This window comes from Klebsiella sp. K4 (assembly GCF_014596785.2).
Lineage (GTDB): Bacteria > Pseudomonadota > Gammaproteobacteria > Enterobacterales > Enterobacteriaceae > Klebsiella > Klebsiella pneumoniae.
Genome location: NZ_CP115021.1, coordinates 1,313,765 through 1,334,923, shown reverse-complemented (window position 1 = coordinate 1,334,923; position 21,159 = coordinate 1,313,765). Strand labels below are relative to the sequence as shown.

Annotated in this window: 17 protein-coding genes; 10 read left to right on the top strand and 7 right to left on the bottom strand. The window is 55.6% G+C overall.

Annotation, left to right across the window (positions count from 1 at the left end; genetic code table 11):
* The first annotated feature begins 5 nt into the window (after positions 1-5).
* Both arsC and IB144_RS06605 read left to right on the top strand, forming a co-directional pair.
* Positions 6-365: an arsenate reductase (glutaredoxin) gene (arsC, locus tag IB144_RS06610; RefSeq protein WP_002913810.1), complete on the top strand. Its 360-nt coding sequence runs from the start codon at positions 6-8 to the stop codon at positions 363-365.
* 127 nt (positions 366-492) lie between these two features.
* Positions 493-1,536 (top strand): Rpn family recombination-promoting nuclease/putative transposase, encoded by a 1,044-nt coding sequence (locus IB144_RS06605; protein ID WP_040215409.1) that lies wholly within the window; start codon positions 493-495, stop codon positions 1,534-1,536.
* On the opposite strand, the gene IB144_RS06600 is transcribed toward IB144_RS06605, so the two are convergent.
* From IB144_RS06600 to bglK, 5 genes are all read right to left on the bottom strand, one after another.
* Entirely contained in the window at positions 1,533-2,234 is a 702-nt protein-coding gene (locus IB144_RS06600) for a DnaA inactivator Hda (protein WP_020947395.1), read from the bottom strand. The two genes, IB144_RS06605 and IB144_RS06600, sit on opposite strands and share 4 nt — an antisense overlap.
* A 98-nt stretch (positions 2,235-2,332) precedes the next feature.
* On the bottom strand, positions 2,333-3,619 hold the full coding sequence (uraA, locus tag IB144_RS06595) for a uracil permease (RefSeq protein ID WP_002913824.1): 1,287 nt from the start codon (positions 3,617-3,619) through the stop codon (positions 2,333-2,335).
* Positions 3,620-3,714: 95 nt separating this feature from the next.
* Positions 3,715-4,341, bottom strand: coding sequence for a uracil phosphoribosyltransferase (upp, locus tag IB144_RS06590; RefSeq protein ID WP_002913827.1), 627 nt, complete (start codon positions 4,339-4,341; stop codon positions 3,715-3,717).
* Positions 4,342-4,558: 217 nt separating this feature from the next.
* The gene (locus IB144_RS06585) at positions 4,559-5,992 is read right to left on the bottom strand and encodes a 6-phospho-beta-glucosidase (protein ID WP_004174870.1); all 1,434 of its coding nucleotides are present in this window, start codon (positions 5,990-5,992) and stop codon (positions 4,559-4,561) included.
* A 9-nt stretch (positions 5,993-6,001) separates the two neighbouring features.
* The gene (gene bglK, locus IB144_RS06580; RefSeq protein ID WP_004213188.1) at positions 6,002-6,895 is read right to left on the bottom strand and encodes a beta-glucoside kinase BglK; all 894 of its coding nucleotides are present in this window, start codon (positions 6,893-6,895) and stop codon (positions 6,002-6,004) included.
* A gap of 263 nt (positions 6,896-7,158) precedes the next feature.
* Between bglK and purM the strand changes: the two genes are divergently transcribed.
* The 4 genes from purM to ppx all read left to right on the top strand — a co-directional run bounded on the left by purM (position 7,159) and on the right by ppx (position 12,611).
* Positions 7,159-8,196: a phosphoribosylformylglycinamidine cyclo-ligase gene (gene purM, locus IB144_RS06575; protein ID WP_149358907.1), complete on the top strand. Its 1,038-nt coding sequence runs from the start codon at positions 7,159-7,161 to the stop codon at positions 8,194-8,196.
* The gene (gene purN / locus IB144_RS06570) at positions 8,193-8,834 is read left to right on the top strand and encodes a phosphoribosylglycinamide formyltransferase (protein WP_004145656.1); all 642 of its coding nucleotides are present in this window, start codon (positions 8,193-8,195) and stop codon (positions 8,832-8,834) included. The genes purM and purN overlap by 4 nt, the downstream gene beginning before the upstream one ends.
* A gap of 180 nt (positions 8,835-9,014) precedes the next feature.
* Positions 9,015-11,075, top strand: coding sequence for a polyphosphate kinase 1 (ppk1, locus tag IB144_RS06565; protein ID WP_002913838.1), 2,061 nt, complete (start codon positions 9,015-9,017; stop codon positions 11,073-11,075).
* Between the two features lie 3 nt (positions 11,076-11,078).
* Positions 11,079-12,611: an exopolyphosphatase gene (gene ppx / locus IB144_RS06560; protein WP_004149289.1), complete on the top strand. Its 1,533-nt coding sequence runs from the start codon at positions 11,079-11,081 to the stop codon at positions 12,609-12,611.
* 53 nt (positions 12,612-12,664) lie between these two features.
* On the opposite strand, the gene IB144_RS06555 is transcribed toward ppx, so the two are convergent.
* Positions 12,665-14,893, bottom strand: coding sequence for an EAL domain-containing protein (locus tag IB144_RS06555; RefSeq protein ID WP_021469752.1), 2,229 nt, complete (start codon positions 14,891-14,893; stop codon positions 12,665-12,667).
* Between the two features lie 370 nt (positions 14,894-15,263).
* Here IB144_RS06555 and IB144_RS06550 point away from each other — a divergent pair, with 370 nt between their 5' ends.
* Positions 15,264-15,437: a YfgG family protein gene (locus IB144_RS06550; protein ID WP_004174861.1), complete on the top strand. Its 174-nt coding sequence runs from the start codon at positions 15,264-15,266 to the stop codon at positions 15,435-15,437.
* A gap of 96 nt (positions 15,438-15,533) precedes the next feature.
* Here the strand turns inward: IB144_RS06550 and IB144_RS06545 are convergent, their stop codons facing one another.
* Positions 15,534-16,445: a LysR family transcriptional regulator gene (locus tag IB144_RS06545; protein WP_004221278.1), complete on the bottom strand. Its 912-nt coding sequence runs from the start codon at positions 16,443-16,445 to the stop codon at positions 15,534-15,536.
* A 73-nt stretch (positions 16,446-16,518) separates the two neighbouring features.
* On the opposite strand from IB144_RS06545, the gene IB144_RS06540 reads away from it, so the two are divergent.
* The 3 genes from IB144_RS06540 to IB144_RS06530 all read left to right on the top strand — a co-directional run bounded on the left by IB144_RS06540 (position 16,519) and on the right by IB144_RS06530 (position 21,075).
* Positions 16,519-17,751, top strand: coding sequence for an MFS transporter (locus tag IB144_RS06540; RefSeq protein ID WP_004890437.1), 1,233 nt, complete (start codon positions 16,519-16,521; stop codon positions 17,749-17,751).
* Between the two features lie 293 nt (positions 17,752-18,044).
* The gene (locus tag IB144_RS06535; protein ID WP_004890433.1) at positions 18,045-19,223 is read left to right on the top strand and encodes an anaerobic sulfatase maturase; all 1,179 of its coding nucleotides are present in this window, start codon (positions 18,045-18,047) and stop codon (positions 19,221-19,223) included.
* Positions 19,207-21,075, top strand: a complete 1,869-nt coding sequence (locus tag IB144_RS06530; RefSeq protein ID WP_004890430.1) for a sulfatase-like hydrolase/transferase — start codon at positions 19,207-19,209, stop codon at positions 21,073-21,075. The genes IB144_RS06535 and IB144_RS06530 overlap by 17 nt, the downstream gene beginning before the upstream one ends.
* The last annotated feature ends 84 nt before the right edge of the window (positions 21,076-21,159 follow it).

Below are 21,159 nucleotides of genomic sequence, written 5' to 3'. Positions count from 1 at the left end.
ACCCCATGACCGACGCGGTAAAAATTTACCATAACCCACGCTGCTCCAAGAGCCGCGAAACGCTGAGCCTGCTGCAGAGTCGCGGCATCGATCCTGAGGTGGTGCTTTATCTTGAGACGCCACCGGATGCCGGGACGCTGCGCCAGCTGCTGCAGCTGCTGGGTATGGAGAGCCCCCGCGAGCTCATGCGCCAGAAAGAGGATCTGTATAAATCGCTCAATCTGGCCGACCCGGCTCTCAGCAACGCGGCGCTGATACAGGCGATGGTCGACAATCCGAAACTCATCGAGCGCCCTATCGTCGTCAGCCGCGGCCAGGCGCGTATTGGCCGCCCGCCGGAACAGGTTCTTGAGATCGTAAGCTAACTCACCCGCGCCGCGCTTGCGCGGCGCTTTTTTTACGTAGGAGATTCCAGATCTTTCACGCCAATATCTCCCGCCCGCCGGACGGTGCTACTGTTCATCCATCGCTCAATCCACTGGACGGATGAACATGAAAAAGCCGACCTCCACGCCCCATGACGCCGTGTTTAAGATCTACCTCTCCCATCCCGATACCGCCCGTGATTTCCTGCAACTGTATCTGCCCGAGACGCTGCTTAAAGTGTGCGATCTGCGTACGCTGCATCTCGAGTCCGGGCATTTTGTCGAAGACGATCTGCGTCCCTTTTACGCCGACATTTTGTATTCCCTGAAAACCACGGCGGGCGACGGTTATATTTATGCGCTTATCGAACACCAGAGCACGCCCGACCGGCATATGGCCTTTCGTCTGATGCGCTACGCCATCGCCGCCATGCAGCGCCATCTCGATGCCGGCCACGATCGCCTGCCGCTGGTGATCCCTGTTCTCTTCTACCACGGTCTGGTGAGCCCCTATCCGTTCTCTCTGCGCTGGCTCGATGAATTCGTCGCTCCGGAGCTGGCCGGCCACCTTTATCACGGGGCGTTTCCGCTGGCGGACATAACCGTCATTCCGGATGACGAGATTGCCACCCACCAGCGCATGGCAACGCTGGAGTTACTGCAAAAACATATTCGACAACGCGATCTGGCGCAGCTCCTCGACAAGCTGAGCGAATTATTATTGACTGGACTGGCGACGGAATCGCAGGTACAAGCCCTGATGCACTATCTGGTACAGGCAGGCAACACGCGCGAGCCGATTAAATTCATTCGCGAGCTGGCGCAGCTCCTCGACAAGCTGAGCGAATTATTATTGACTGGACTGGCGACGGAATCGCAGGTACAAGCCCTGATGCACTATCTGGTACAGGCAGGCAACACGCGCGAGCCGATTAAATTCATTCGCGAGCTGGCGTTACGTACGCCGCAGCATAAGGAGACGTTGATGACGATTGCGGAATATCTGGAACAACAGGGGCTGGAGCGGGGCCTGGCGCAAGGCCGTCAGGAAGGACGGAAAGAAGAGGCGCAGCGCATCGCTGTCGCTATGCTGCACAGCGGCCTTCCGCGCGACCTGGTCGCCCGGTTGACCGGGCTGACGGAGCAGGAGCTGACTCCCCTGGCGGACTAAAGCTTAAGGATCTCTTTCACGAAGGGGATCGTCAGCTTGCGCTGAGCGGTAATCGAGGCATGATCCAGCTGATCGAGGGTCATAAACAGCGAACGCATCTCGCGATCCAGCCGCTTCAGCAGGAAGCGGCACACATCTTCCGGCATCTCGAAGCCGCGCAGTCTGGCGCGCAGCTGCAGCGCCTGCAGTTTGTCTTCATCCGACAGCGGCTGCAGCTTATAGATCTGCCCCCAGTCCAGCCGTGAGGCCAGATCCGGCAGGCCAAGATTCAGCTGCCGCGGCGGCCGATCGCCGGTGATCAGCAGCCGGGTTTTGCCTGATTCCAGGATCCGGTTATAGAGATTAAAGATGGCCATCTCCCAGGGCTCATCGCCGGCGACGCACTCGATGTTATCGATGCACACCAGCGCCAGCTGTTCCATCCCCTCCAGCACCTCGGGCACAAACCACGTCCGTTTATCCAGCGGCACGTAGCCTACCGCATCCCCGCGCTGGGAAAGCTCCGCGCAGGCGGCGTGTAACAGGTGGCTACGACCTGCCCCTTCACGTGACCAGATATAAATGTACCCGCTGTGTTCCTGGCGCAGTACGTTCTGGAGGGCGGCAAGTAGGGAAGGATTATCACCCGGCCAGAAACTCGCGAAGGTTTCGTCGTCAGGAAGATACAGTGGCAAAGAGAGCTGTGCCGGTGCGTTCAGATGGACCTCAACATAGGCTTACAGAAAAACGCGAAGAGTTTACCACAGATTTAGGTCAGGAGAGAACCGGGCGGGATCGCCGCCCGGTCAGGCGATCGTTATTTAAACTCTTCGCTATCCGCCGCGTCGAGGACCACCTCTTCCGGACGCAGGACGCTGATAAGCTTGAAAATCAGGCTGAGGGCGATGCCCACGATAGTCGCCAGCGCCATCCCTTTCAGCTCGGCGGCGCCAATGTGCACTTTAGCGCCGCTAACGCCGATGATCAGGATCACGGAGGTGAGGATCAGATTCTGCGCTTTACTGTAATCCACCTTCGATTCAATCAGTACGCGGATCCCCGAGGCGCCAATCACCCCGTACAGCAGCAGGGAAACGCCGCCCATCACCGGCACCGGGATGATCTGGATAGCCGCCGCCAGTTTGCCGACGCAGGAGAGCAGAATCGCAATGATCGCCGCGCCGCCGATTACCCAGGTGCTGTAGACCCGGGTAATCGCCATCACGCCGATATTTTCACCGTAGGTAGTGTTGGGCGTCGAACCGAAGAAGCCGGAAACGATCGTCGACAGGCCGTTGGCAAACATCGAACGATGCAGGCCCGGGTCGCGGATCAGATCGCGCTTAACGATATTGGCGGTCACCACCAGATGCCCCACGTGCTCGGCAATCACCACCAGCGCGGCGGGCAGTATGGTGAAGATAGCAAACCACTCAAAGCGCGGAGTGTAGAAAGTCGGCAGCGCGAACCAGTGCGCCTCGGCGATCGGGGTGGTATCGACCACGCCCATCACAAACGACAGCGCATAGCCCACCAGCACGCCGATCAGGATCGGGATAATCGCCAGGAAGCCGCGGAACAGCACGGATCCGAACACCGTCACCGCCAGGGTCACCATCGAGATAATAATGGTTTTACTGTCCGGTGACTGGCCGTCGGCCGGCAGCAGCCCGGCCATATTAGCCGCCACGCCCGCCAGTTCGAGGCCGATAACCGCCACGATGGCGCCCATCGCCGCCGGCGGGAACATCACATCCAGCCAGCCGGTACCGGCTTTTTTGACAATAAAGGAGACGAGGCAGAACAGCACGCCGCACATAATAAAGCCGCCCAGCGCCACTTCGTAGCCCAGCGGCAACAGCAGCAGCACCGGGGAGATAAAAGCGAAGCTTGATCCCAGATAAGCGGGAATTTTGCCTTTACAGATAAAGAGGTACAACAGCGTACCGATGCCGTTGAACAGCAGGACGGTGGCCGGGTTAATGTGGAACAGAATAGGCACCAGTACCGTTGCGCCAAACATGGCGAACAGATGTTGCAAACTAAGCGGGATTGTCTGTAAAAGCGGCGGTCTTTCACTCACCCCGATGGCACGGCGCGTCATAGTGTATTCCTCTGAGAGTCGTCTGTTATTTGCTGTGGATTACTTTTATTCAAAAAAAAGCCGACTCTCAAAGTCGGCTTTTTTCGCGGTATATTTTATTTCGTTCCAAAAATCTTGTCGCCGGCATCGCCGAGACCGGGAATGATATACCCGTGCTCGTTCAGTCCCTTATCGACAGAGGCGGTGTACAGCTCAACGTCCGGGTGGGCTTTCTCCAGCGCGGCAATCCCTTCCGGCGCCGCCACCAGCACCAGCACCTTGATGCTGGTGCAGCCGGCGTTTTTCAGCAGATCGATAGTGGCGATCATCGACCCACCGGTGGCCAGCATCGGGTCAACGACCAGCGCCATACGTTCATCGATGTTAGACACCAGTTTCTGGAAGTAAGGCACCGGCTCGAGGGTTTCTTCATTGCGATAGATACCGACCACGCTGATACGCGCGCTTGGCACGTGCTCCAGCACCCCTTCCATCATGCCGAGGCCAGCGCGCAGGATAGGCACAACGGTAATTTTCTTGCCCTTGATCTGCTCGACTTCCACCGGACCGTTCCAGCCTTCAATAGTGACTTTCTCAGTCTCCAGATCGGCGGTGGCTTCATAAGTCAGTAAGCTGCCCACTTCTGAGGCGAGTTCACGGAAGCGTTTGGTGCTGATGTCGTGCTCGCGCATCAGGCCCAGCTTGTGTTTGACGAGTGGGTGTTTGACTTCCACAATCTTCATTCTCTTTCTCCTCTGAGGGGCAGCCACAAAAAAAATCGCGGGATTATACCGCTTTTTGCGGATTGTGCCATACCCATCTTGCTTGACGTATATCAAGCAAAGTGATTTAGAGACAAAAAAACCGGAGGCGAGGCTCCGGCTTGGGTGCGGGGTGCAGTCCATACGCTTACGCGGGCCTACGTGTATTGTAGGTCGGTTAAGCGTTAGCGCCACCCGACTACGACAGGTTCTCCCCGTTGCTGGCAATTACCTGCTGATACCAGGCAAACGACTTTTTCCGGCTGCGTGCCAACGTGCCATTGCCTTCATTATCTTTATCGACATAAATAAAGCCGTAGCGTTTTTTCATTTCCCCCGTGCCGGCGGAAACCAGATCGATACAGCCCCAGGGGGTGTAGCCCATCAGATCGACGCCATCCTCGACCACCGCCTTTTTCATCTCCGCGATATGGGCGGAGAGATAATCGATACGATACTGGTCATTGACGCTGCCGTCCGCTTCGCGGACATCAATCGCGCCAAAGCCGTTTTCGACAATAAACAGTGGCAGCTGGTAGTGATCCCAGAACCAGTTCAGCGAATAGCGCAGGCCGACCGGGTCAATCTGCCAGCCCCAGTCCGACTTTTTGACGTACGGGTTGGAGACCAGGCTGGTGGTTTCATCATAATCAAGCAAGGGGTTGTCTTCGGTGGCTTTGGTAGCGAACGACATATAGTAGCTAAAGCCAATGTAGTCGACACAGCCCTCGGTTAACGCCTGACGATCGGCTTCGGTGATATCCAGAGTAAAGCCGCGGCGGGCAAAATAGTTGAGCAGATGCTGCGGATAGCGACCGCGCACGTGGACGTCGGTAAACCAGTAACGGCGGTGCATGGCGTTCATCGCCATCATCATATCGTCCGGGGCGCAGGTCAGCGGATAGATGGGGCACATAGCGATCATGCAGCCAATCTGCAGCGCCGGGTTGATCTCGCGCGCCGCTTTCACCGCCAGGGCGCTGGCCACCAGCTCATAGTGCGCGGCCTGGTACATCACCGGTTCCCGGTCTTCATCCGGCAAATATTTCAAACCGGAGTTGGTGAAGGGGGCAAAGTCCTCATGGAAGTTGGCCTGGTTGTTGATCTCGTTAAAGGTCATCCAGTACTTCACTTTATGTTGATAGCGGGTGAAGACGACCCTGGCAAAGCGCACGAAAAAGTCGATTAGCTTGCGGTTGCGCCAGCCGCCGTACTCGGTGACCAGGTGATAAGGCATTTCAAAATGCGACAGCGTAATGACTGGCTCAATGCCGTGTTTCAGGCATTCGTCGAACAGATCATCATAAAACTGCAGGCCAGCCTCGTTGGGCTCCAGCTCATCGCCCTGCGGGAAAATACGCGTCCAGGCAATCGAGGTGCGAAAACATTTGAAGCCCATCTCGGCAAACAGCGCCAGGTCTTGTGGATAACGATGATAAAAATCGATCGCCTCATGGTTCGGGTAGTTTTTCCCGGCCACCACGCCGTCGGTAATTTCCCGCGGCACGCCGTGGGCGCCGGCGGTCATCACATCCGCCACGCTGATCCCCTTGCCGCCCTCCTGCCAGCCGCCCTCTAACTGATGCGCTGCGACCGCGCCGCCCCACAGAAAACCTGCTTTAAATCCGGACATAGTCTCTCCCTAATGTCGATCGTCGTCTGGCGAACGATACAGCTGATTAAAATGGTAAACCGCGCCAATCAGGCCGGCATCGTTACCGTGACTGACGGTATCGAGATAGTCGGCAATGCCGAACCAGGCCAGATGCTGGCGCAGTAGCGTCAGAAATCCTGGGCGTTCCACAACGCCGCCACCGATAAAAATGGTCTGCGGATCGAAGATATGGACGAGGTTATAAAGGCCATGGCCCAGGCCATTGAAGAACTCGGCGACCAGACGCTGACAAACCGGGTCGCCGGCGTCATAGCGGTCGAAAATCAGTTCGCCTGTCACGCTATCCAGCGGCGCGCCAATATGTTGCGCATAGCGATGGCGCAGCACCCGCAGAGTGCAGTTCTCATTCATTGAATAGCGACGAGGATCGCGTCCGCCGGGACGGTCGGTAAGCATGTAGCCGAATTCGCCGGCACGAAAACGCGCCCCGTTGATCAGCTGGTGTTGGCAGAAAATCGCCCCACCGATGCCAGTACCGATAGTGAGCACCAGAAAATTGGCCATCTCCGCCGCTTTGCCCTGCCAGCGCTCGGCCAGCAGCACACAGTTGGCGTCGTTTTCCACCGAGACCGGCAGCCCGGTTCGCGTCTCGAGCCACGATTTCATGGCGAAGTTATCAAATCGACGGATAGCGCCGCCCATGGTGATAAAACCGCTGTGCGGATCGATATAGCCCGGCGCGCTGATGGCTATTCCTTCACACGACGGATGGGCCGCCAGCCACGACAGCATTGCCTGTAAGATCCGATCGCCATCGCTGTCATTGATTGACTGCCTGGCGGTTTCCAGCAGCCTGCCGTCGCGGGCCATCACGCCCATCTTTAACGCGGTGCCACCGATATCAAATGCCGCAATCTTCATTCATCCCTCTCCTGACCCGCGTCAATCACCGACAAAATGCGTGGCAAACCAACACGGAAACCGGTTTCAGTCGTATGATGAGGATTCCTTTACGTAGAGGCAAGCACCAGACTGTACCCGGTTTCATTTTCGTGAGCAGTATCAAATTTAACCATTCATCAGCGGTTTTACGCCAACTGTAAAGCAGGCTCGCAAACGTTTGCTTTCCCTGTTAGAATTGCGCCGATTTTTCTTGCTTACCGCAAACGCGTGGAGACTTCGCAGTGACCGATAAAACCTCTCTCAGCTATAAAGATGCCGGCGTGGATATTGATGCAGGCAACGCTCTCGTCGACCGTATTAAGGGCGTGGTGAAGAAAACCCGTCGCCCGGAAGTGATGGGGGGACTGGGCGGATTCGGCGCGCTGTGCGCACTGCCGCAGAAATACCGCGAGCCGGTACTGGTCTCCGGCACCGACGGCGTCGGTACCAAGCTGCGTCTGGCAATGGATCTGAAGCGTCACGACACCATCGGTATCGACCTGGTCGCCATGTGCGTGAACGACCTGGTGGTTCAGGGCGCTGAGCCGCTGTTTTTCCTGGATTATTACGCCACCGGTAAACTGGACGTCGATACCGCAGCCAGCGTCATCAACGGCATCGCCGAAGGCTGCCTGCAGTCCGGTTGCGCGCTGGTCGGTGGTGAAACCGCAGAGATGCCCGGGATGTACCACGGCCAAGATTACGACGTGGCGGGTTTCTGCGTCGGGGTAGTGGAAAAATCAGAAATCATCGACGGCAGCAAAGTGACCGATGGCGACGTGCTGGTGGCGCTGGCGTCCAGCGGCCCGCACTCTAACGGCTATTCGCTGGTGCGTAAGATCATTGAGGTTAGCGGCGTTGACCCACAAACTACCGACCTTGACGGTAAACCGCTGGCCGACCATCTGCTGGCGCCAACCCGCATCTATGTGAAATCGGTGCTTGATCTGATCGCCAGCGTTGACGTCCACGCTATTGCCCACCTGACCGGCGGCGGCTTCTGGGAAAACATTCCGCGCGTGCTGCCGGATAACACCCAGGCGATTATCGATGAGTCCTCCTGGCAGTGGCCATCCGTCTTCAACTGGCTGCAAACCGCCGGTAACGTCAGCCAGCATGAAATGTACCGTACCTTTAACTGCGGCGTAGGGATGATTATCGCCCTGCCGGCAGCGGAAGCGGACAAAGCGATTGCCCTGCTGAATGACAAAGGTGAAAACGCGTGGAAAATCGGGTATATCAAAGCCTCCGATTCCGAACAGCGTGTGGTCATTGCATGAAAAACATCGTGGTGCTGATTTCCGGTAGCGGCAGCAATTTGCAGGCGATCATCGACGCCTGCGGCCGGAAACAGATAAACGGCACCCTGCGTGCGGTATTCAGTAACAAGGCTGATGCGTTCGGCCTTGAGCGCGCGCGCCTGGCCGGCATCCCGGCCCATGCGCTGGCGCAAAGTCAGTTTGCCGACCGGGAAGCGTTCGATCGTCAGCTGATGCATGAAATCGACGCCTACGCCCCGGATCTGGTGGTGCTGGCAGGCTATATGCGTATCCTTAGCCCGGCGTTCGTCAGCCACTATCAGGGACGTCTGCTGAACATCCATCCCTCGCTACTGCCGAAGTATCCTGGCCTGCATACTCATCGTCAGGTGCTGGAGAACGGTGACGAGGAGCACGGCACCTCGGTGCACTTCGTCACCGATGAGCTGGACGGTGGGCCGGTTATTCTGCAGGCCAAGGTGCCGGTCTTCGCTGGCGACAGCGAGGAGGAAATCACGGCGCGGGTTCAGGCCCAGGAACATGCCATTTATCCGCTGGTCATCAGCTGGTTCGTCGATGGACGTCTGCGCATGGCAGGCAACCACGCCTGGCTGGATGAGCGACAGCTTCCCCCGCAGGGCTATGCCGCCGACGAATGAACAACCAGCCCCGCATGTGCACATCGCGGGGCTTTTTTTTAATTAAAAGTGTTTACTAATCAAACATCTCACAGAAATAATTCTTCTTACTGTCATATTGTTGTGACACAGTAAATCGCTACGCAGAAAAATTCGTCATAATAGTCTACGTCCTGTGAGTAAAACGGAGTGTGAGCGGTAATGGGCCAGGAAAAGCTATACATCGAAAAAGAACTCAGCTGGTTGTCTTTTAACGAACGCGTGCTGCAGGAAGCGGCGGACAAGAGTAACCCGCTGATTGAGCGCATGCGCTTCTTAGGGATTTACTCCAACAACCTGGATGAGTTTTACAAAGTGCGCTTCGCTGAGCTGAAGCGCCGGATTATTATCAGTGAAGAACAAGGCAGTACCGCCCATTCTCGCCACCTGTTAGGCAAAATTCAGGCCCGCGTTCTGAAGGCCGATCAGGAATTCGATAGTCTGTATAATGAACTGTTGCTGGAGATGGCGCGTAACCAGATCTTCCTGATCAACGAGCGCCAGCTGTCCGTCAATCAGCAGGCCTGGCTGCGCAACTACTTCAAGCAGTATTTACGCCAGCATATCTCGCCGATCCTGATCAACCGCGAAACGGACCTCGTGCAGTTCCTGAAAGATGATTACACCTATCTGGCGGTGGAGATTATCCGCGGGGAAAACATCAACTATGCTCTGCTGGAAATACCGTCGGATAAAGTGCCGCGCTTCGTGAACCTGCCGCCGGAAGCGCCGCGTCGCCGCAAGCCAATGATCCTCCTGGATAACATCCTGCGCTATTGCCTGGACGATATTTTTAAAGGCTTCTTTGATTACGATGCGCTGAACGCCTACTCGATGAAGATGACCCGTGACGCCGAGTACGATCTGGTGCATGAGATGGAGTCGAGCCTGATGGAGCTGATGTCCTCCAGCCTCAAGCAGCGCCTGACCGCCGAGCCGGTTCGCTTCGTCTACCAGCGCGATATGCCGGATGCGATGGTCGAAATGCTGCGCGATAAGCTCTCCATTTCCAACTATGACTCAATGCTGCCGGGCGGCCGCTATCACAACTTTAAAGACTTTATCGGCTTCCCGAACGTCGGTAAGGCCAATCTGGTCAATAAGCCCATGCCGCGCCTGCGTCATCTGTGGTTTGATAAATTCCGCAACGGCTTCGACGCCATTCGCGAACGCGACGTGCTGCTCTACTATCCCTATCACACCTTTGAGCACGTGCTGGAGCTGCTGCGTCAGGCCTCCTTCGACCCCAGCGTGCTGGCGATCAAAATCAACATCTACCGTGTAGCCAAGGATTCGCGCATCATTGACGCGATGATCCACGCCGCCCACAACGGTAAGAAAGTCACCGTAGTGGTGGAGCTGCAGGCGCGCTTCGATGAAGAGGCTAACATTCACTGGGCGAAACGCCTGACGGAAGCCGGAGTCCACGTTATCTTCTCTGCGCCAGGTCTGAAGATCCACGCCAAGCTGTTCCTTATCTCGCGTAAAGAAGGCGATGAGGTGGTGCGCTACGCCCACATCGGCACCGGTAACTTTAACGAGAAGACGGCGCGGATCTACACCGACTATTCGCTGTTAACCGCCGATGCGCGCATTACCAATGAAGTCCGCCGGGTGTTTAACTTTATCGAGAACCCCTATCGTCCGGTTAGCTTCGACTACCTGTTGGTGTCGCCGCAGAACTCGCGTCGTCTGCTGTATGAGATGATCGATCGCGAGATCGCCAATGCGCAAAACGGGCAACCGTCCGGGATTACGCTGAAGCTGAACAACCTGGTGGATAAAGGTCTGGTGGACCGACTGTATGCCGCCTCCAGCTCCGGCGTGCCGGTTAATCTGCTGATCCGCGGCATGTGCTCGCTGATCCCGGGTCTGGAAGGTATCAGCGAAAATATCCGCGTCATCAGTATTGTGGACCGTTTCCTCGAGCACGACCGGGTCTACTGTTTTGAAAACGGTGGCGATAAACAGGTCTGGCTCTCCTCTGCCGACTGGATGACGCGTAACATCGATTATCGCATCGAAGTTGCCGCTCCGCTGCTCGATCCGCGTCTGAAGCAGCGGGTGCTGGATATTTTTGATATCCTGTTCAACGATACGGTAAAAGCGCGCTATCTTGATAAAGAACTGAGTAACCGCTATGTGCCGCGCGGCAATCGCCGTAAAGTGCGCGCGCAAATGGCGATTTACGATTATCTCAAATCACTCGAACAACCCGACTAACCTATGCCAATAAACGATAACACCCCTCGGCCGCAGGAGTTCGCTGCGGTTGACCTTGGTTCGAACAGTTTTCATATGGTGATCGCCCGTGTCGTCGACGGCGCCATGCAGATCATCGGACGCCTGAAACAGCGCGTACATCTGGCCGATGGCCTCGATGAAAACTCGGTGTTGAGCGAAGAAGCCATGACCCGTGGGCTGAACTGCCTGTCGCTGTTTGCCGAACGCCTGCAGGGGTTCTCCCCCTCCAGCGTCTGTATCGTCGGGACGCATACGCTGCGTCAGGCGACCAACGCGGCGGAGTTTCTTAAACGCGCGGAAAAAGTGATCCCCTACCCGATCGAGATCATCTCCGGTAATGAAGAAGCGCGCCTGATTTTTATGGGCGTTGAGCACACGCAGCCGGAGCGCGGCCGCAAGCTGGTGATTGATATCGGCGGCGGTTCAACCGAGCTGGTCATTGGCGAAGATTTTGAGCCCCGCCTGGTGGAAAGCCGCCGCATGGGCTGCGTGAGCTTCTCGCAGGCCTATTTCCCTGGCGGCGTTATCAATAAAGAAAACTTCCAGCGCGCGCGCCTGGCGGCGGTGCAGAAGCTGGAGACGCTGGCCTGGCAGTTCCGTATTCAGGGATGGACCGTGGCGCTGGGCGCCTCCGGCACCATTAAAGCCGCCCAGGAAGTGCTGGTGGCGATGGGCGAGAAGGACGGATTTATTACGCCGGAGCGCCTCGAAATGCTGGTCAGTGAGCTGCTGAAGCATAAAAACTTCGACGCGCTCAGTCTGCCTGGTCTTTCTGAAGATCGTAAAGCGGTCTTTGCCCCGGGGCTGGCGATTCTGTGCGGCGTGTTTGACGCGCTAGCCATTAAAGAACTTCGTCTGTCCGATGGCGCCCTGCGTGAAGGCGTGCTGTACGAAATGGAAGGCCGCTTCCGCCACCAGGATATTCGTAGCCGCACGGCACAGAGTCTGGCAAATCAGTACAACATCGATCGCGAACAGGCGCGCCGGGTACTGGAAACTACCACCCAGATGCTGGAGCAGTGGCAGGAGCAGAATCCCAAGCTGGCCAATCCGCACCTCGCGGCGCTGTTGAAATGGGCGGTGATGCTCCATGAGGTAGGGCTGAATATCAACCACAGCGGCATGCATCGTCACTCGGCCTACATTCTCCAAAATAGCGACCTGCCGGGCTTCAACCAGGAGCAGCAGATGCTGATGGCCACCCTCGTACGCTATCATCGCAAAGCGATCAAGCTCGACGATCTGCCGCGCTTTACGCTATTCAGGAAAAAGCAGTTTCTGCCGCTAATTCAGCTACTGCGCCTGGGCGTACTGCTGAATAACCAGCGTCAGGCTACCACTACGCCGCCGACGCTGCGCCTGCAGACGGAAGCTCACCACTGGACGCTGACGTTTCCGCACAACTGGTTTAGCCAGAATGCGCTGGTGCTGCTGGATCTGGAAAAAGAGCAACAGTACTGGGAAGGCGTGCCGGAATGGATGCTGAAGATTGCTGAAGAAGAGCCAGACGCCTGATCGTATCTCTGGCTATCAACCGAGCCGGGCGCTTACGCCCGGCTTTTTGCTGCTCAGCCGGTCATCTCCTCCGCCAACTGCGTCAGAGGTACCGGTACCCCGATATCATAGCCCTGCATATAATCGATCCCCAGCGTGATGACCGCCTGACGTATTTCCGGCGACTCCACATATTCGGCCACCACCTGCATGTTCTTCATACGCGCCAGACGACAAATAGAGTCCACGACCTGGTAATCAAGACTGCTGGCAAGCAGATTGCGAATAAAACTGCCGTCGATTTTAAGAATGTCGACGTTCATTGTTTTTAACCGGGCGTAGCTGGCGTAGCCGGTACCAAAATCATCGATCGCCACCCGGCAGCCCAGCGCCCGCAGATGCTCTAAAGTCTGGCAGACCAGCTCGGGATTGCTGAGCGCGTAGTTCTCGGTCAGCTCGAAAATAATCTGCCATGGCTCAATGTTGTAGGCCTGCAGCAGCGCTTCGACCTCCTGAGGAAACTGGCTGCGGCTCAGCGACACCGGAGAAAGATTGATCGCCAGCCGCAGACCGGGCAGCGCCCGCCGGTTGGCGTCCATAAAGGCCAGCGTATGCTCAATAACCCACTGGTCCACCCGCGTGGACAGCCCAAACTCGTGCGCCACCGGCAAGAACTCGTTTGGCCCCGTTAGCTCACCCGACTCCCCTTCCATCCTCACCAGCACTTCATGATAGCGATCGCCGCGAATGCCCTGGATAGGCTGCGCCATCAGGACAAAATGGTCATGTTCCAGCGCTTTGAGAATGCGGTTCATCATCACGACTTTATCTTTCAGATCCTGCTGAACATGGCCCGCGCCGCGGCGCTGTAAATTTTCCGGATGGCCGCTGGCTAACGACATGTCGGCAATGGTGTTCAACTCGCCAAGCAGTAAATACAGATGCTTGACCGGCGAGCGAACGTTGCAATAGCTCATGCCGATCCGCGGCTGCAGGGGGACCCCGTCCCAGTGGAAACGGAACTGTCGCAGGGAGCGGTCAATTAAGTGAATGCGCGCCTGGTGCCCTTCGCTATTGAGACGGAACACTAAATCGTGACCGGCAAGATGATATACCGCTTCGTTGGGCTGCAGCAGCGTTCTCAGGTGGTTCGCCAGCATTTGCTTATACTGGATTCGCAAAAGTACCCCATAGTGGCGCCCCAGCAATTCAAGCTCAGGAATGCGCAGAAAACAGAGCGTCGACCAGCTCGTGCCGTTGAGCGCCCGGCTCAGCGCCCGCAAGTTCGGCATATGAACCACCGGGTCGAGGAAGGCCATCTGCCGGACGCGAGCGTAGATCAGCCGCTGCTGTGTCGCCAGCATCGCCGTATAGGCGACAATAAACGAGAATACCAGATAGCTTGATGAGGTGATCGCCAACTGGGTGTTATAGCTTGGGTAAATTGGTAAGTAACGGTAATGAAAATGGATCACGGCAATCAGCACCGGCGTCCAGATCAGTGAGATAAAGCGATAGCCAAAACGCATGGCACCCCAGAGCATCACCGGCATCAGCAATGACAACGTATAATTCGTACTAAATATGGTGCTGCTATCATTAAGCGGCATCAATAATAGCCACAGTAGCAGAATTAATACCGTCGCCCAGCAAATGATTTCAATTTTTTTTATTTTTGGATCAATTTGTAAGCGAACCTGAGAAATAAAGCCGCGTAAATGAAAAGGATTACGAATGACCCTTAACACAAAATAACACAGCGGCATGCCGGTCAGGCACCCTACCATTAGCGCCTGAAAGGTGATTAATGAACGTAAACTAAATGGCGTAACGCCGGTCATTTCCGTTGTGCGCGGATGGAGTCCAAGATATTCGGCAATCTGTGACAAAATCAGAAAAATGACCGAGGGGAGCAGCATTTGCCAGAACAGACGATGCGGCATCAGTCGGACGTTGCCGTGTGAGACCTGCTGACGCTGGGGGACAAAAATGCGGTAGCCGCCCCAGCAGAGCACGCAGGGGATAAGGAAATGGAACAGTACACCGATGGACTGCTCAAGCATCATGCCGTGGGCCAGAGTTAACAGCAGGCCAATAATAATGCCAGGGATCGCCGCCCAACCAAAAAACATCATCAGGCTGAGCACCAGCGCCAGGGGAAGATAATACAAAAATACCATATGACCATTGAGCATGGTGTAGGTATTCGCCCATCTGGCGACCGGTAATAACAGCGCAGGCAGAACGAGCGGTAAAGCCCACCACTTGTCGCGATATTGTTGATAGTATTTTAATAAATTCATAGGTGCTCTACAGAGTGCCTCTGCTCCCGCGAGGCATATTCAGGCAGGCATCCAACCACCCATGCTGACCGCGTAAATAATAACGATACGGTAACGTCCGCTGATTTTAGTGGCCAAGAGAAGGAGACTATTGATATAAATCAACAAATGCTGACGCCAACATTAATAAATCTTATTTTTCCCGACATTTCACGGCTAATAAAGTGAGCATGTAAATACGACGATTATCTTATATAACATTAATTAATGTTTTCACTGCCGCACTTTTACATCTGCATCAATTGACCCCATCTCGTTCCTGTGCCTTAATACCCCCATCGCCCATCTTCGGGTATACTTCAAGGATCCTTTTGTGAGTCAGGCACCCAGTATGCGTAAACGACATCGATTTAACCGTCGCATGACCCGTATCGTACTGCTTATCAGCTTTCTCTTCTTCTTTGGACGCTTTGTCTACTCCTCCATCGGCGCCTGGTACCATCATCAGGATAAAAAAGCGTCGCAGGAGTCATCGCTCACCGTCGAGCCCTCCCCCCGCGAGTAATCCTTTGATTCTAATACTGCAAGCGCCACACTCCGCAGGCAGAGCCGCTCGCTGCTGAAGTACTGTCTTTGATGCGGTAATTTTGCCGTCGGCGATTTATAAGCGCACGGTATGCAGCAGGCGCAGCATTTCAGCGATACCTTTTGTCACAATTTTGTCCTGACGCATGACTACCGCCAGCTGTCGGTATAGCCGCGGCGCCAGCGAGTGTACGCGTAATCCGTCGCGATCCTCCACCCGCTCCACCGCCATGCGGGGCACGATGCTGTAGCCCAGCCCTGCCCGCACCATGCGCTTAATCGCCTCGATGCTCCCCAACTGCATTACCGGCGTCACCGCCAGTCCCGCCGAGCGGAACCAGCGGTCAATCAGATCCCGCGTGCCGCTACCCGCCTCGAAGGCAATGAGCGGCTGCGCCTGCAGCTCGGCGGGAGTATAAACCGCCGGCATCTCCGTCTCGCGGCTGGCATAGATGGTCACGAACTCCTCATCTAACATCGCAGTCACCGCCAGACTGCGCCCCTGCACGGGCAGCGTGACCAGCCCGAGATCGAGCCGGTTTTCTTCCACCGCGCGGACGATATCCAGCGTGTTGCCGGTGGTCACCCCCACCGTCAGCAGCGGGTGCTGCTGACGAAGATGCTGCAGCAGCGGTGGAAGAAGATGAATGCAGGCCGTCGCGCCGGTCCCCAGCGTCAACGATCCATTAACCTCCTGACTGAATGCGCTGACCGACTGCACCGCGCTATTCACCGCCCGATCGATCTGCTCGCTGTGGGCCAGCAATGCCATTCCCGCCGCCGTCGCCTTGATCCCACGTCCGGTTCGCTCCAGCAGCCTGGTCTGTAAAAACTGCTCCAGCTGACGTACCTGCAGGCTGACGGCAGGTTGGGAGATCCCCAGCGCGTCGGCGGCGGCAGAAAAGCTGCCGCGCTGTACGACCAGCCGGAAGGTCGCCAGATTTCCCAGGTTCAGTGTTGTCATAAAAGTTTCTCTTATACCGCGCATAAGGTGGCCGCTCTGCCAGAACAATAGCCTGCCGGGTATGCTCAGGACAACTGTCTTAACGGAATGAAAAACCATGGAAATAAACGCTATTCCCCGACGCCTTGCCTTCACCGCGGGCGGTCAGCAACTCATCAACTGGGGGATCTCTTTTTATATGCCCGGCACCTTTGCCGGGACTATCGCCGCCGACAAAGGATGGTCCTTGCCGCAGATCTATCTCGGCCTTACGCTTGCGATGCTGATGATGGCCGCTGTCTCCCCGTTCGTTGCCAGGCTGCTGGCTCGCTTTGGCGGAAGGCTGGTGGTCACCAGCGGTACCTTACTGATAGCCGCCAGCTGCGCCATGATGTCCTGGCGCCCTTCGCTGGCCGGCTGGTACGGCGCCTGGCTGCTGACCGGCATCGGCATGCGGCTCTCACTGTATGATGCGCTGTTCGCCGCAGTGGTGAATCTGTACGGTCAGCAGGCGCGGAAAACTATCTCTCATATCACTCTCGCTGGCGGTCTGGCCTCTGCCCTCTTCTGGCCGCTGGGCGAGGCGTTATTAACCATCATGCCCTGGCAGAATGCCCTGCGGATCTATGCGCTGTTTGGCCTGCTGAGCGCATGGCTGAGTTATCAACTGCCTCGCCAGCGGCTCAGTTCAGCGGCGAAATCACCAGCCCCGCCAGCGACAGCAGAAGGCGACCGGCGTAACGGGGCGCGTTACGCGATCTTTATTGCGCTGATCACCTTCATCTCTAACGGTACCTCTACCCATCTGCCGGAGTTTATCAGCCACTTTGGTCTGCCGGTTGCCGTCGGTGTGCTGTGGGGATTCGGCCAGACCGGCGCCCGGCTGGGGGAAGTGCTGGCCGGTCCCCGGGTCACCTCGCTCACGCTAACGCGTTTTACTGCGCTCGCCATGCCGCTCTGTTTTCTCCTTGGATTGAGCAGCTCGACCTTTGCCGGATGCGCAGCCGGGTTTGTGCTGGGCTATGGCGCGATTAACGGGCTGGTGACGATTGTCAAAGCGACGCTGCCGCTGGCGCTGTTTAGCGCAGAAAGCTACGCCAGCCGCACGGGTCTCCTGCTGATCCCCGGGCAACTGATGGCAGCTGTTTCACCCTTTGCCTACGCATGGCTGAACCACCGGCTGGGCATTATCGGCGGAATGTGGGTGTCCACCGGGTTAACGTTGATCGTTGCCGGACTGGCGCTGGCGATGGTGCGCGAGGCGGGTAAGGCGCAGGATGAACGTAATGTAGAATATCCGGCAGCGGCCGTTGACCAACCGATAGCCAAAAACAACCTTGCTGAAGAGTAAACGTGGATCACTACGCCCTTGATAATTTACGCCTGCCCTTATAGCCATATGGCAGGCATTATTCATATTATAAATTTTTAATGAAAATACATTCACCAAATCAATGATGAAATTTTTAAGAGAATAGCAGGGCATGCTGTCACCTGCGAAAAATAACGATACCGCCTGTATTTCTCGCTTGCATAATGATCCAAAAAATAAAGTCAGTCGCCATCGGTAACATTAGCCACACCTCCGGTAACACAATTAGCTTTACTCTCTTCCTCATCGAAAACGTTCGAGCATAGCAAAGAATGAGCGCTAATTTTAATACCGTAGCAAAACCCGGCGGCAATCAATGCAATCTGGCCTGTCGGTATTGTTTTTATCTGGAAAACGAGGTTCCGCGTCCAGGGTATGCCACCATGGACGACCTCACGCTGGAAGCGTACATTCACAACACCATTTCATCGACCCCCTCGCAAAACGTCGAGTTTTGCTGGCAGGGCGGTGAGCCTACCTTATGCGGGCTGGATTTTTTTGCAAAGGTGGTCGAGCTCCAGCAGCGTTACCGTGGTAACAAAATCATCGCCAACAGCCTGCAAACCAACGGCATCTTGCTGAACGATAAATGGGCTCGTTTTTTGCGTCGTCATGGATTTCTGGTCGGATTATCCATTGATGGCCCTGCGTCACTCCACGACACCTGGCGTACGACGGGCTGCGGAAAACCCACCTGGGAAAAAGTTGTGCAGGCCATACGCTGCCTGCAGCAGCATGACGTTCCGGTGAATGCCATGGTGGTGGTCAGCCGCCAGTCTGCAAGCCAGGGGAAAAGTCTCTATCGCTGCCTGAGCCGCGAGCTAAACCTTCACCATCTCCAGTTTATTCCTCTCGTTGACTCCCCTGCTCCCTGGTCAGTTACCCCTGAGGGCTGGGGCAAATTTTTGTGCAGTGTTTTCGACGACTGGCTGGAAAACGATGTTGGCAGGGTGTTTATCCAGTACTTTGATAATCTGCTCGGCGTATGGGCCGGCCAGCCCGCCACGCTCTGCACCATGCAGCCTGTCTGTGGGCAGAGTTTACTGGTGGAGCAAAACGGCGATGTCTACAGCTGCGATCACTTTGTCTCAGCGGAATATAAGCTGGGTAATCTGAAGCAAGATGCTATGGCAGCGATGGCGAGCTCGCCATTTCAGCAACAGTTCGGGAAGCAAAAGGGCCAACTCTCTGCCCGCTGTCAGGGCTGCCACTGGCGCTTTGCCTGCCATGGGGGATGCCCTAAACACCGTTTTACCATCCATGACGACGAAGCACAGAATTACCTGTGCAGCGGCTATTTAACCTTTTTCGGCCATATCACGCCCTATATGAACGTCATGAGAAGGCTTTTATTAGATTGCCAGCCGCCCGCGCTCATTATGAGCCTTATCCCGGAGATTCGGCAAAATATATTACAATTAACGGAGTCTGAAGATGAAAGAACCAAATAAAATAGATGGAAATCGCCGCGATCTCCTCAAAGGTCTGGGGATTGCCGCAGTCGTGAGCCTGTTACCAGAGACGGGAAACGCCGCACAAAATAATGCCGCCGCGAAAGCGGCATGGGATATTCCTTTCACCGGCGAAATCCCTGACACACTGCCCGAAGGCTACAATATTTTACTCATAACCTGCGATCAGGAACGTTATTTCGAGCGGTATCCCTTTCCGGTGCCGGGCCGGGAACGCCTGATGAAAACGGGTATCACTTTTACCAATCATCAGAACACGGCCAACGTTTGTACGCCATCGCGCTCTGTCATGTACACCGGGCTCCATATGCCGCACACCCGGATGTTTGATAATCTTGGCTTCCCCTGGATGAATTACGATCTGGACCCGGAATTACGTACCGTGGGCCATATGATGCGTGAACTGGGTTATTACACGGCGTATAAAGGTAAATGGCATCTTACCCGGGAGATCGATCAGCCGGTCGCTGGTAAATCGGTAGAAGAAATGGACCTGGGCGAGATCCCGACGCCGCGACTGCATGAAATTATGGAAAAGTATGGTTTCTCTGATTATCACGGCATTGGCGATGTCATCGGGAAAAGTAAGGGCGGCTATTTCTTTGATTCAGTCACCACGGGGCAGACCATTAGTTGGCTACGTAACACCGGCCGCCCGCTGAATGATGAAAATAAACCCTGGTTCGCGGCAGTAAACCTGGTTAACCCCCACGATGTCATGTTTATCGACACCGATGAGCATGGTGAGCAGGTGCAGTGGAAAGGGCCAATGGATAAAGAAAACCACACCCTGCTGCCAACCCAACCCCCGCACAACCAAATCTATCAGCAAAGCTGGCCAGACTATCCGCTGCCTGCAAACCGCCACCAGCCGCTCGATGAGCCTGGCAGACCTGCCGCCCATAAAGAGTACCAGAATGCCAGGGCGGTGATGGAGGGACAGTTCCCCGATGAAGACCGGCGCTGGCGCAAATTACTGGATTATTATTTCAACTGTATTCGCGATAATGACCAGCATCTTGAGGCGATTCTCAATGAGCTGGATAACCTGCAGCTGACGCAAAATACGATTATCGTCTTTACCGCCGACCATGGGGAGCTCGGTGGCTCCCACCAGATGCATGGTAAAGGTTCCTCGGTGTACAAAGAGCAGATCCATGTGCCGATGATCATTCGCCATCCGGCGTATCCGGGAAATATCCGCTGCAACAGTTTGACCAATCATCTGGATTTAGTACCGACCCTGATTGGTCTGACTGGACGCGATCGCTCGCTGCGAGAGAAAGTCCTGGAGGGCAGAAAAGGCCGGGATATGAGCCCATTACTGGCGCATCCTGAGCAAGCGGGCTTAAATGCGCTGCGTCCGGGTTCGCTTTATTGTTACGGCATGATCCTGTATATGGATGCGCAATACACGGCAAAATTCAGAAAGCTGGCTGGAGAAAAACTCCCGCACGATCAATTTAAAAAAGCAATCGCGTCACTCCATCCTGATTTTTCCCATCGCTCAGGGATCCGTATGATCAACGATGGACACTATAAATTTGCCCGCTACTTTTCGCTCAAGCAGCATCATATTCCTGCTACCCTGGCCGAGCTGCTGGAGAATAATGATGTTGAACTTTTCGATCTGGTTAACGACCCCGAAGAAAATCATAACCTCGCCCGGGAGCCAGAGAAGTACCGGGATCTGTTAATGACAATGAACGATAAACTCAATCAGCTCACTGCCGCTGAGATTGGCGAAGATGATGGCAGCTATATGCCCCCGTTTGAAGGAAGCCAGTGGGATCTGACGGCGGCCCAGATGCATCAATATATGCGCGATTAGCGCTTGCCGTCAGGTGGGAGACCTTAATGTAGCAGCTATAAAAAAACCCTCTGTAAACACAGAGGGTTTCGTTTTACTCAGCTA